The following is a 12554-nucleotide window of genomic DNA, read 5'->3' as shown; positions in this document are numbered from 1 at the left end:
GGGGCCTCGGGGGCGTTCGGCTAGCTGCGGGAACGGCCTGTCCGCCTAATGTGTTCGGCTGAGATCGGAAATCAACCCCTCAGGAAGCTGTGCGAGTACAAGGGGATCGAGATAATCGAGGGGCACCTGATGCCCGACCACGTGCACGTGCTGCTGGCGATCCCGCCGAAGTACAGCGTCGCGAGCGTCATGGGCTACCTGAAGGGGAAGAGCTCGCTGATGATATTCGACAGGCACGCCAACCTCAAGTACAAGTTCGGCAACAGGAAGTTCTGGGCGGAGGGCTACTACGTGTCCACCGTCGGCCTGAACGAGGCGACGATCGCCAAGTACATCAGGGAGCAGGAGTCCCACGACATCGCGCTGGACAAGCTGAGCGTGAAGGAGTACGAGGACCCCTTCAAGAGGAGGTGACCCCGCCGGTTCGACCGGCACGCCACGGGTCAAGATGCACTAGGCCTGGACGAAGTCCGGGCCCGCGCCTTTAGACGCGAGCCCGGGGCCCGTGGGTTATACCCTAAGAGCAAACCACCCTTTTTAAGGGTGGTTCTGATTGCGGAACTCGCGATCGATGTTGCCCTATACGCCCGCCCAGGTCCTTAGATAACGCTGCTTGCGAACGTCGCTCTGCTCGTTCGCTTTTTGGTCTGGAGAGCCGGGTGGGCTGATAGATAAATAGATGTGAGTAGGGGCTCTCCCGTACATGGACGGGGGAGCCTCTTGTTGCGTTTTGGATTGTTTCTTATGGCTTCAGGGATTGAGCAATTTATACGATTCAGTATAATTTCAGATATATACTAAAATGTAACTAAAATGAAAATGGTGATTGGACATGCTGCTAAATTGTCTCCCAAAAAGACTCTTCTCTTTAGAGCTCTCCATCGACCCGGAGCCAATTGAGATGCAGATTCCTCGCATGTATCTTGAGCGGTATTCGCTTCGCTTGGCACGGCTCGGCATGTCTGAGCAAGGCCGTTTTATTGTTGCCGAACCAAAAGAACTGCCCAGTGTCATTTCGGCGCGAAATCTCGTCAATGCAGTGCGCAAGATAGATGCTCGCCCGGTGGCAATTTGCTGGGATGCTATGGATTTAGGCTTTATGCGCGCGCTTTCTTCGGAGGGGATCGCATATATCCGAGATGAGCGAAATGCGTTTCTGCCGTTTATCGGTGCTGTTATTTCCGATGAGGTGCTGGGTGCTTCTCCCGCTGCTCCGCTTTCGCCCCAATCTCAACGAATCGTCCTAAATCTCATCGCGGGACGATGGGTTGACTGCTCCGCCGGCGACCTAGCGCGTCTGTGTGGCAAAAGCGCGGCAAGCGTCAGCGGCTATCTTTCGGAAATCGCCGCTATTGCTCCTGGGCTAATCGCACGGGACGGCAAAAAGCGTGTGCTGTCCGATGCCGATTTGTCGACCGAGGCACTGTTAAATGGGTTTGAGGACTATCTTCGCACGCCAGTTTTAGAGCGAATCCGGCTCAAGAAGGTTATCGAGAGAACAGAGCTACGTGCCGTCGATGCACTACTTTCCGGCGTGTCTGCACTTAGCTATATGTCCGACCTTGCTCATAATGATTCTGTCCCAACCGTTGCTCTCGAAAAGAATCAGGTAGATACCTTAAGAGGGCATATGGGCGACAGATGGTTGGAGGCCCAGTGGTACGAACCGGCCGCTATCGAGATTGAGATCTGGTCGTATCCCGTGGACGCGCCGTCCGATATTAGTTTTGACACGACGGGTTTGCAGTGTGTCGACCCGCTTTCCTTATACGTTGCTTGCGCAAAAGCAGATTACAAAGAAGATCGTCTGCTCGACGCGGTCGAACAGCTCAGGAGGACGATATGTCAAAAGTGAGAGGAATAGAGCGATTTGCCGATGCCATGAGCGGCTGTAAAGGCGGTTACGTCCTTATTGGTGGGGGAGCCTGCAGCGTTCTGTTTGACAATGAGGGCGATTCGTTTAGAGCTACTGAAGACTTGGATGTCGTCGTAATTGTTGATGGGGAAGGCGTTGAATTTGCCACTGCATTATGGGCATTTATCAAAGCTGCCGGATATGAGACTGGAAAAGTCGGCGATGGAAAGTGCACTTACTATCGGTTCTGTTTGCCCGAAGGATCAAGGCAAGTCCTAGACTATCCCGGCCAAATTGAGTTATTTGCCCGACATCCTGATTTTGTGCTCGAAGACGAAACGAGCGAAGTGGCACCTCTTTCCTTTGACGGGGCCGTATCAAGTCTCTCGGCAATTATCCTCGACGATGGCTACTACGAATTTATTCGCGACAACGCAACGAACGTAGAGGGCATTACGTTGCTCGATGCACTCCATATCATTCCCCTCAAGATGCGTGCGCACATTGATATCAACAGAAGTTATGAAGAGGGACGTCGTTGCAACAACATTGATCGGCGGAAGCACCGTTCGGATGTTGCTCGACTTGCCGGCTTGTTGTCGTCCTCGGCGCGTTTGGAGCTAACGGGGCAAATGAGGGTTGATGCGGAGGATTTTCTTACGAACTTTGCTTCGTATGTAAATCGGCAGACCAACCGTAAGGAAAGGGCGCGACTTCAGGACACCTTATCGTTTCTCGAAAAGGTCTACCTATAGGCACCTTGATTCGTTATGTATAGCAGGGGCTCTTCCTTTGATGAACGGAAGAGCCCCTTGTTGCGTTTTGATTGTTGTTGCTAGGCGGAGGCGCCCCGTCCCGGCGAGCGCTTGGGGACCGGTGACCTACAGGTGGCTGATGATCAGTTCCATCTTGCCTTCGAGGTCAATGGAGCTGACGGTGCTCGGGGCCAGCAGGTGGCTTCCCTTGTGGACGGGGTTGCCGCAGACGGTGCCCTCGCCGTCGATGACCGACAGGCACATGAAGGGCCAGCGCTGGTTGAGGGTCTTGCTGCCGTCGACGCGCACGCGATCGACGGTGTAGCAGGGGTTGGACTCGAGCTCGGTCACGCCGTCGACCTCGGGCGCGGACACGGTGCCGTCGGTCGGAGCCTGAACATCAAAGTCGATGCAGTCGAGGCTCTGCTCAATGTGAAGTGGGCGTAGCTTGCCGTCGGTGCCAGGGCGGTCGTAGTCGTACAGGCGATATGTCACGTCGCTCGACTGCTGCGTCTCCAAAATGAGCGTGCCGGTCTTGATGGCGTGCACGGTACCGGAATCAATCTGGAAAAAGTCGCCCTTGTGGATCGGCAGTACGTTGAGCATGTCGTCCCAGCGGCCGTCTTCGATCATCTGTGCGGCCTCGGCACGATCCTTGGCGCGCTGCCCGACGATAATCGTGGCGCCGGGCTCGCAGTCCAGCACGTACCAGCACTCGGTCTTGCCCAGGCTACCGTTCTCATGCTCGGCGGCATACTCGTCGTTGGGATGAATCTGGATCGAAAGGTCGTCCTTGGCGTCCAGGATCTTAATGAGCAGCGGGAACTCCTTGCCCTCGCAGTTGCCAAAGAGCTCGCGGTGCTCGGCCCACAGCCACGACAGTGTGTGGCCGGCATACGGGCCCTCCGCGATCTGGCAGTCGCCGTTAGGGTGTGCCGAGATGGCCCAGCACTCACCGATGGGACCCTCGGGAATGTCGTAACCAAATACGGTTTCGAGCTGGCGGCCGCCCCAGATCTTCTCGTGGAAGATCGGCGTCAGTTTAATCAAATCGGACATGTTCATACTCCCATGGTGTTGCGCGGCCGCCCGCTCTAATCGAGTCATAACGAGCGCCCGCATGACTACAAAAACCTATGCCAACGTTACGTTGTGCAGCTCAAAGCGGTCGCCGACGTTGCGCGAAATCGAGTACTCAAAGGCGTTGCCGCTATCCAAAAAGCCAATCTGGTTGAGTTCGAGCAGGGGAGCGCCGGGTTTGGTGCCCAGACGCTCGGCCTCTTCCTCGATTGCCGCCACGGCGCGGATGGTGCGGTGGAAGCTCGAAATCTTCAGCCCGCATTGCTCGCGGATAAAGCTATAGACCGATCCGTATAGGTCCTTCTTTTTAAGGCCCGGTATCAGCTCGAGAGGCATGTAGGTGTACTCGATGACGATGGGCTTCTCGTCGACCTGGCGCACGCGCACGATGTGATAGGCAAAGTCGTCCTCGGCAATTCCCAGCTGAGTAGCGACGTCCGCTGGTGGATTGACAATCGAGAAATCGTAGACCACCGAGGTTACCTTCTCCCCGCGGTGCTCATACGAAAAACCCTGGGCGCGGTCATTCTTGCCCTGGAAAAATGCCTGGTCGGGAAGACCCGCCGTGTCCTTAACGTAGGTGCCCGATCCGCGCCGGCTGGTAATAAGGCCTTCCTCGGTAATCTGCTCAATCGCTCGTTTGACGGTGATTTTAGAAACGCTATAGAGCTCGCAGAACTCAACGACGGTGGGCAGCTTGTCGCCCGGCTTTAGAGCGCCGCCCTCGATGCTTCGACGGATATCTGCAGCTATTGCCTCGTATTTGGGAATCATGGAGCCTCCTTTCTAACATACATAAATACATAAGTAAGTATAACCCTCTGTGAGGCATCCATATAACTCTTATCTAAGAAGTTCGAGAAAGAAAAAAGAAAAAGACGCTTTACTTATAGAATTAGAGCACTATAGTTGTAGCCAACAAACGGAACCTTGCCGCACGGCGGGACCGACCGTTTGGGGACGGTTTTGTTTTGGCGGGTTGGATATCGGTATGACCGGTGCGCGCCCGCGCCGGATAACCTGCCAAAGCAAACCCGTCTCCAACCGGAAGCTCTAGAACACGAAAGCGAGGACTTGATGGCACAGTATCAGCTGCCCCGTGACTTCTTCTTTGGCGCCGCAATGTCCGGCCCGCAGACCGAGGGCCAGTGGAACCAGGGCGGCAAGCTCGAGAACCTGTGGGATACCTGGTCCATCCAGGATCTGGGTTCGTTCTACAACCGCGTTGGCTCTTATGCCGGCAATGACTTTATGGCCAAGTACCAGGAGGACCTTCGCATTATGAAGGACTTGGGCCTGGATACCTATCGCACCTCCATCCAGTGGAGTCGTCTGCTCGATGCCGACGGCAACCTTAATGAGGAGGGCGCCGCGTGGTATCACGAGCTGTTCCGTGCCTCTCGCGAGGCCGGCCTGGAGCCGTTCGTCAACCTGTACCACTTTGACATGCCCACCTACCTCTTTGACCGCGGCGGTTGGGAGAGCCGTGAGGTCGTGGAGGCTTACGCCCATTACGCCGACGTTGCCTTCCGCGAGTTTGGCCAGGAAATCAAGTACTGGTTCACCTTTAACGAGCCCATCGTCGAGCCCGAGCAGCGCTATCAGGAGGGCGTGTGGTTCCCGCAGCTCCACGACTATAGCCGCGCTCGCACCGTGCAGTATCACATCTCGCTGGCGCACGCGCTAGCCGTGGCCAACTACCGTCGCGCCTATGACGAGGGTGCCGTTCGCGCCGACGCCAAGATCGGCATGATCAACTGCTTTACCCCGGTCTACACCAAGGAGAACCCCAGTGAGGCGGACCTCGAGGCCGTGCGTATGACCAGCGGTATTAACAATCGCTGGTGGCTCGACCTTATTACCAAGGGCGAGCTTCCCGCCGACGTGCTCGACAGTCTGGCCGAAGGCAGCGTTAAGCTCCCGTTCCGTGCCGGCGACCAGGAGATTCTCAAGCAAGGTGTTGTCGACTGGCTCGGTTGCAACTACTACCACCCCACGCGCGTCCAGGCTCCGGCGAGCAAGGTCGACCAGTACGGCCTGCCGCACTTTGCCGATGAGTACGTGTGGCCCGACGCCGTTATGAACGAGAGCCGCGGCTGGGAGATCTACCCGCAGGGCCTCTACGACTTTGGCATGGACTGCGTCAAGAACTACCCCGATCTTGAGTGGTTCGTTTCCGAGAACGGCATCGGCATCATGGACGAATACAAGAACCGTGACGCCGAGGGGACCATCCAGGACGACTACCGCGTCGACTTTGTGCGCCAGCACCTGGAGTGGGTCGCCAAGGCAATCGCCGAGGGCGCCAAATGCCGCGGATACCATTATTGGGCCGTCATCGATAACTGGTCTTGGGCCAATGCCTTTAAGAACCGTTACGGCTTTGTCGAGGTCGACCTGATGGACGGCTACAAGCGCCGCCTTAAGAAGTCGGCAGCTTGGCTCAAGCAGGTTGCAACGACCCACGTGGTTGACTAGCGACCAAGCAAACGCCCAAACCGCGCGCCGCCGCGCGCAAAACATGGCACATCTGGTGGCAGAGGGCGACAGACCACCGTGTGCATAGGAAAAGGCCGGATTTGAAAGTTAGGAGCAATCATGGCCAGTGACAACGGAAAGAGCTTCCTCGACAAGTTTGCCGAGGTCTCTGCGAAGGTGGGAAACCAGGTTCACCTGCGTTCCCTGCGCGATGCCTTCGCAACCATCACGCCGCTCTATATCCTTGCGGGTATCGCGGTTCTTATTAACAACGTCGTGTTCCCTCTGTTCCCGCTCGATGCAGCGGGCCTTGCCAACCTTCAGACCTGGGGCTCGGCAATTACGCTGGGCACCCTCAACGTCTCTGCCATCATCTTGGCTGGACTGATTGGCTACAGCCTCGCTAAGAACGAGCGCTTCGATAACCCGCTTGCCTGCGTGGTCGTTGCCATCTCCGCTTTCGTCATCATGATGCCGCAGCAGATCACCGCCACGCTTGCCGCCACGAGCCCGCTGCTCACCGACAAGATCACCTCTGCCGAGGTCACGGGCGCCCTTTCGACTGCCAACACCGGCACCAACGGCCTGTTCGCGGCTATCATCATCGCTCTGCTCTCCGTCACCCTCTTCATTAAGATTTCCGGCGTCGAGAAGCTTAAGGTCAAGCTGGGCGAGGGTGTGCCTCCCGCGGTCTCCAACTCCTTTAACGTCATGATCCCGATGCTGCTCAACCTCTCGATCTTCGCCATTGCCGCGGCTCTGCTCGCCGTGTTTGCCGGCACCGATCTGTGCACCATCATCTCCACGTGCATTTCCAACCCGCTCAAGAGCATCATGAACGCCGGTCCGTGGGCTGTTATCCTCATCTACACTCTTGCGAACCTGCTGTTCTGCGTCGGTATCCACCAGTCCACCATCTCTGGCGCTACCGTCGAGCCGATCCTGACCATGCTCATCGTCGACAACATGGCTACCTTTGCCGCCGGCGGCACCATCCAGCCCGATCACTACATGAACATGCAGATCGTCAACAGCTTCGCCCTCATCGGCGGCTCGGGCTGCACCCTCATGCTCCTGCTCGATACCTTCCTGTTCTCCAAGAACAAGGCTTCCAAGACCGTTGCCAAGATGGCTATCGTTCCTGGCCTGTTTAACATCAACGAGCCGGTCATCTACGGTTACCCCGTCGTGTACAACCTGCCGCTCATGATTCCGTTCGTGCTTCTTCCCGACCTGTTCATCGGCATCACCTATGGCCTGACCTGCGCGGGCATCATCAGCCCCTGCATCGCCCAGGTGCCTTGGACCATGCCTCCCGTCATCAACGCCCTGCTTGCCACGGGCTTTGACTGGCGCGCCGGCGTGTGGCAGGCCCTCGAGCTTGTCATCGGCATGGCTGTCTACCTGCCCTTTATGAGGATCTCCGAGAAGGCCATCGCCAAGCAGGAGGCCCTTGCCGAGCAGAGCGCCTAAACGTTCGTCCCTTTCACCTTTGCGGGCACCGGTACGCGGTGCCGGTGCCCGCACCTCTCTTTTGCGTAAGGGCGCAGAAAGAGGGCACAATAACCGCAAGGAATACAACCAGTCGTCGTCTGCGCGCCGCGCAGTTATAAGGAGAAAACCATGAAGAAGATCATGCTCTGCTGCAATGCCGGTATGTCCACGAGCCTGCTGGTCCAGAAGATGCAGGCCGAGGTTGCAAACCGTGGTCTGGATATCGAGGTCGAGGCTCGCCCCATGAACGAGGCCCATGATCACCTGGACGAGTGCGACATGTTGCTGCTTGGTCCGCAGATCGGCTACACCAAGGGCGATTTTGAGAAGGAGGCCGCCGGCCGTTTCCCGGTCGAGGTCATCAACATGGTCGACTACGGCCGCATGAACGCCGCCGGCATCATCGACCACTGCGTCAGCGTGATGGGCTAGGTGCTCCGCATGGAGGATATGAACGAGCTGCAGATGACCTGCTTCGAGATCATCAGCTACGTCGGTACTGCCAAGAGCATGTACATCAATGCCGTGCAGAAGGCCAAGGAAGGCGATTTTGACGCCGCCGAGGAACTTATCAAGCAGGGCGACGAGGCCTATAACGGTGGCCACGATGTTCACATGGGGCTTCTGAAGAAGGAGGCCAACGGCGAGCGTAACGGCGAGGCCCCGCTGATTCTGCTGCATGCCGAGGACCAGATGGCCGGCACCGAGACCATGCGCGTCATGGCCACGGAGCTCATCGAGGTCCACAAGCAGCTGCAGGCGCTTCAGGCCTAGCCGGCGCTATCGCCGCGACGGACCGTGCGGTCCAACAGACAACACAGTCCCTTTGACGGGCGCCGGGAGTCTCCGCCTCCCGGCGCCTTTATATTTGGGGAAGATCTTGCGCGACCTATTGAACGACCATCCGCGTTTCCCAGATAAAACCTGCCAAAACAAACCTGCCCCTTTTTGGCAGGTTTTTGCCTTGGGAGCGGTACCATACAGGCAATGTTTAAACGAGAAAGGTGGGCTCCCATGGAACCTAAGCAGTACTACATCGGCATCGACGTCGGCGGCACTTCGGTTAAGGAGGGCCTGTTCGACGAGGACGGCAACCTGCTTGCCAAGGCCAGCGTGCCCACGCCTCCCATCGTCGACGCTGCGGGCTTTGCCGCGGTAACCGAGGCTATCGACCAGGTGGTCGCCAAGGCTCAGATTCCGCGCGCCTTTGTGGCGGGCATCGGCCTGGCCGTTCCGTGCCCCATTCCGGCTGCGGGCGATGCCAAGGTCAAGGCGAACATCTCCATCAACCTGCCCGAGCTTAAGATTGCCATTCAGGAGCACTGCCCCGACGCGGTCGTAAAGTACGAGAACGACGCCAACGCCGCCGCCATGGGCGAGGCCTGGCTCGGCTCTGCCAAGGGCGTGCAGAACGTGGTGATGGTCACCATCGGTACCGGCGTGGGCGGCGGCGTCATCATCAACGGCGACGTTGTGTCGGGCGTTGTGGGTGCCGGCGGCGAGATTGGCCACATGTGCCTGAACCCCGACGAGGAGCGTACCTGCGGCTGCGGCGGCCATGGCCACCTGGAGCAGTATTCCAGCGCCACCGGCGTGGTGAGCAATTACCTGGCCGAGTGCAAGGCTGCGGGCGTCGAGCCCATCGAGCTCACCGGTCCTTCCGATTCCAAGGACGTATTCCAAGCCTGCCGCGAGGGCGATAAGCTCGCGCTTGCCGCGGCCGATACCATGGCCGACTACCTCGGCCGTGCCCTGGCGCTTATCGCCAACGTGGTCGACCCTGAGATGTTCCTCATCGGCGGCGGCGCCTCCGCCTCGGCCGATGTCTACCTCGACGCCGTGCGCGAGCACTTTAAGCAGTACGCGTTTTCCGTCTCGCGCGAGACGCCCATCGAGGTCGCCTCGCTCGGCAACGACGCCGGTATCATCGGTGCCGCCTACGTAGCCCTGCGCGCCGCCGGCAAATAGCCGGTGCAAGGGGGTCAGGTTTCTTTGCACCAACATGGTGTAAAAGGGACAGCCTTGGCCCCCGTGCCTACCCCAAAATATGCCGTGGCCCTTCCGTCTGCGAAGGCTCGGCATCGGCGTGCTACCATAGCTACGTCCAAGTACACATATCAAGTGGAGGATATCCATGGCAAACGTTCTTGTCTTTGGTCACCAGAACCCCGATAACGACGCCATCATGAGCGCCGTCGTCCTGTCCCAGCTGCTCAACCAGGTTGAGTATGCCGGCAACACCTACGAGGCCTGCGCCCTTGGTCAGCTTCCGGCAGAGTCCGCCAAGCTGCTCGCCGACGCCGGCATCGCCGAGCCTCGCGCGATCGAGTCCGTCGAGGCCGGTCAGCTCGTCGTCCTCACCGACCACAACGAGTCCGCCCAGTCCGTCGCCGGCCTTAAGGACGCCACGGTCTTTGGCGTCGTCGATCATCACCGCATCGGCGACTTCGAGACCGCCGGCCCGCTGCACTACATCTGCCTGCCCTGGGGCTCCAGCTGCACCATCGTCACCAAGCTCGCCGACGTGCTCGGCGTTGAGCTTTCCGACGTCCAGGCCAAGCTGCTGCTCTCGGCCATGATGACCGATACGCTCATGCTCAAGAGCCCCACCACCACCGCTGTCGACCGCGTCGTCGCCGCCAAGCTCGGCGAGCAGGTGGGCGTCGACCCGGTCAAGTTTGGCATGGAGGTCTTCCTCACCCGTCCGTCCGGCTCCTTCACTGCAGCCGAGATGGTCGGCAACGACATCAAGATGTTCGAGCCCGCCGGCAAGAAGCTGCTCATCGGCCAGTACGAGACCGTCGACAAGACCCGCGCACTCGGCATGATCGACGAGATTCGCGAGGCCATGCGCGCTTACGCCGCCGAGAAGGGTGCTGACGGCATCGTCCTGTGCATCACCGACATCATGGAGGAGGGCTCGCAGGTCCTGCTCGAGGGCGAGACCGAGGCTGCTCAGAAGGGCCTGGGCATTGCCGACGAGCACGACGGCGTCTGGATGCCGGGCGTCCTCTCCCGTAAGAAGCAGGTCGCTGCCCCCATCATGGCCGCCTGCTAGGTTTAGTTCACTAAACGCCACGACCGGATCGCGGACGCCCCGCGCTCCGGTCGTTTTTTGTGTACGGCGCCGCGTCGTCTCTTGGACAGGCGTGCCCGTGCCGTTGAGCAAATAATGTTCAACCTGTGGTTCCGCTTTTCGGTCACGCCTGCGTGCTTGTCGTGCAGGGTAGGCTAGATGCAAGCGTAATACGTTAGAGCGCGGCGCCGCCACTTGGGCGGGCCGTGCTTTTTTAAGACGGGAGCTTTCCCGTGAAAGGAGCCGCCCATGGCAGCAACTGAGCAGCTGTTCAACGTTCGTGAGCGTAAGCGCTTTGAACGTCACGACATCTGGGAGCGCATCGCCGAGAACGGCACGATTTCCGCCGCCGTCATGGTCTTCGCCGCCATCGCCGCCGTCATTTGTGCCAATACCGATGCCTACGAGGTCATCCATCACTTTTTGGAGACCCCGCTGTATGTGGGCCTGGGCAACCTTACGGCCGGTCTCACCGTTGAGCTATTCGTCAACGACTTCCTAATGGCGATTTTCTTTTTGCTGGTGGGCATTGAGCTCAAGTATGAGATGACGGTCGGCGAGCTCAAAAACCCGCGCCAGGCCATGCTTCCCATGCTGGCGGCCGTGGGCGGCGTCGTCGTTCCCGCCTGCATCTATCTGATCTTTAACCATGCCGGCGCGCACAACGGCTGGGCCATTCCCATGGCAACCGATATTGCCTTTGCGCTGGGCGTGCTGTCGCTTTTGGGCAATCGCGTGCCCAACGGCGTGCGCGTGTTCTTCTCGACGCTCGCCATCGCCGACGACCTCATTTCCATCGCCGCCATCGCCATCTTCTACGGCCAGAGCCCCAATCCGTTTTGGTTGGGCGCCGCCGCGCTTGTGACCTGCGCGCTCGTGTGGCTCAACAAGACGCAGCATTACCGCCTTGCCCCGTATTCGGTACTGGGTCTGCTGTTGTGGTTCTGCATGTTCAAGAGCGGCGTGCATGCCACGCTTGCTGGCGTCATCTTGGCCTTTACCATCCCGGCCAAGTGCGGCGTCAAGCTCGATAGTCTGACCGACTGGCTGGGCGAGTGCCTGCCGTTGCTCGACGACCGCTACGACGACGAGGCGCACATCCTGGGCCAGCATGACTTTACCGTCTCGACCACCAAGGTCGAGCGCGTCATGCACCGCGTGACCCCGCCGCTCATCCGCATGGAGCGTCTGATTTCCACGCCGGTCAACTTTGTGATCCTGCCGATCTTTGCGTTCGTGAACGCGCAGGTTCGCCTAGTGGGCGTGGACATGAGCACGCTGCTCACCGACCCGGTGACGCTCGGCGTGTACTTTGGCATGCTGCTGGGCAAGCCGATCGGCATCTTTGGCATGACGTTTGCCCTGGTTAAGCTTAGGGCCTGCGAGCTGCCGCGCAATGTCAACTGGCACATGATTGCCGGTGTGGGCATTCTGGGCGGCATCGGCTTTACCATGTCGATTCTCATCAGCGGCCTCGCCTTCCCGACGGCCCAGTTTGAGGTTCTGGCCGCCAAGGCCGCTATTCTCGCCGGCTCTGTCACCGCGGCCGTACTTGGCATGATCTACATGAGTGTGATCTGCAAGCACCCCGCGCCCAAGAACGAGTAGGCGCGTAGAAACAGACGCCAGAGCCTGCTCGAGCGCGTGTAAAACGCGGTTTTGAGTGGTACTTGCCACCTGCCGGACACCCCAGTGGCCAAAAAACGCCGTTTGTGAGTACTGTCACAAACGGCGTTTCATTACGGGCTTTAGCCTGTGCGGGGCGCGCAGCGCGCCGCATCAGAAACCACCCGCTATGCGGGTGGGGCCAAACGGC

General features: G+C 58.9%; 11 protein-coding genes and 1 pseudogene. 10 read left to right on the top strand and 2 right to left on the bottom strand.

The window, feature by feature from the left end:
• Nucleotides 1-78 precede the first annotated feature (78 nt).
• From tnpA to I2H19_RS09215, 3 genes and pseudogenes are all read left to right on the top strand, one after another.
• A pseudogene (gene tnpA / locus I2H19_RS09225) lies at nucleotides 79-414 on the top strand (IS200/IS605 family transposase); the annotation flags it as partial.
• Nucleotides 415-832: 418 nt separating this feature from the next.
• Nucleotides 833-1855, top strand: coding sequence for a hypothetical protein (locus I2H19_RS09220; RefSeq protein ID WP_229089882.1), 1023 nt, complete (start codon nucleotides 833-835; stop codon nucleotides 1853-1855).
• Entirely contained in the window at nucleotides 1843-2610 is a 768-nt protein-coding gene (locus I2H19_RS09215; protein WP_195622478.1) for a hypothetical protein, read from the top strand. The genes I2H19_RS09220 and I2H19_RS09215 overlap by 13 nt, the downstream gene beginning before the upstream one ends.
• A 126-nt stretch (nucleotides 2611-2736) precedes the next feature.
• Here the strand turns inward: I2H19_RS09215 and I2H19_RS09210 are convergent, their stop codons facing one another.
• Both I2H19_RS09210 and I2H19_RS09205 read right to left on the bottom strand, forming a co-directional pair.
• Complete coding sequence (locus tag I2H19_RS09210; protein WP_411266902.1) at nucleotides 2737-3669, bottom strand: type I phosphomannose isomerase catalytic subunit; 933 nt, start codon at nucleotides 3667-3669, stop codon at nucleotides 2737-2739.
• A gap of 75 nt (nucleotides 3670-3744) precedes the next feature.
• A complete protein-coding gene (locus I2H19_RS09205; RefSeq protein WP_195622476.1) occupies nucleotides 3745-4464 on the bottom strand; it encodes a GntR family transcriptional regulator in 720 nt (239 codons plus the stop codon).
• Nucleotides 4465-4767: 303 nt separating this feature from the next.
• Here I2H19_RS09205 and I2H19_RS09200 point away from each other — a divergent pair, with 303 nt between their 5' ends.
• From I2H19_RS09200 to nhaA, 7 genes are all read left to right on the top strand, one after another.
• Nucleotides 4768-6168, top strand: coding sequence for a glycoside hydrolase family 1 protein (locus I2H19_RS09200; protein ID WP_195622475.1), 1401 nt, complete (start codon nucleotides 4768-4770; stop codon nucleotides 6166-6168).
• A 120-nt stretch (nucleotides 6169-6288) separates the two neighbouring features.
• Nucleotides 6289-7641: a PTS sugar transporter subunit IIC gene (locus I2H19_RS09195; RefSeq protein ID WP_195622474.1), complete on the top strand. Its 1353-nt coding sequence runs from the start codon at nucleotides 6289-6291 to the stop codon at nucleotides 7639-7641.
• 150 nt (nucleotides 7642-7791) lie between these two features.
• On the top strand, nucleotides 7792-8094 hold the full coding sequence (locus I2H19_RS09190; RefSeq protein WP_035137700.1) for a PTS sugar transporter subunit IIB: 303 nt from the start codon (nucleotides 7792-7794) through the stop codon (nucleotides 8092-8094).
• A gap of 9 nt (nucleotides 8095-8103) precedes the next feature.
• Nucleotides 8104-8436: a PTS lactose/cellobiose transporter subunit IIA gene (locus I2H19_RS09185; protein WP_197736861.1), complete on the top strand. Its 333-nt coding sequence runs from the start codon at nucleotides 8104-8106 to the stop codon at nucleotides 8434-8436.
• Nucleotides 8437-8676: 240 nt separating this feature from the next.
• Complete coding sequence (locus tag I2H19_RS09180) at nucleotides 8677-9630, top strand: ROK family protein (RefSeq protein ID WP_229066796.1); 954 nt, start codon at nucleotides 8677-8679, stop codon at nucleotides 9628-9630.
• A gap of 166 nt (nucleotides 9631-9796) precedes the next feature.
• A complete protein-coding gene (locus I2H19_RS09175; protein WP_195568461.1) occupies nucleotides 9797-10720 on the top strand; it encodes a manganese-dependent inorganic pyrophosphatase in 924 nt (307 codons plus the stop codon).
• 267 nt (nucleotides 10721-10987) lie between these two features.
• A complete protein-coding gene (gene nhaA, locus I2H19_RS09170; RefSeq protein WP_195622472.1) occupies nucleotides 10988-12346 on the top strand; it encodes a Na+/H+ antiporter NhaA in 1359 nt (452 codons plus the stop codon).
• The last annotated feature ends 208 nt before the right edge of the window (nucleotides 12347-12554 follow it).

This window comes from Collinsella aerofaciens (assembly GCF_015560135.1).
Lineage (GTDB): Bacteria > Actinomycetota > Coriobacteriia > Coriobacteriales > Coriobacteriaceae > Collinsella > Collinsella aerofaciens_AN.
The sequence above is the reverse complement of the archived record's forward strand: the minus strand, read 5'-3'. Positions and strand labels throughout refer to the sequence as shown.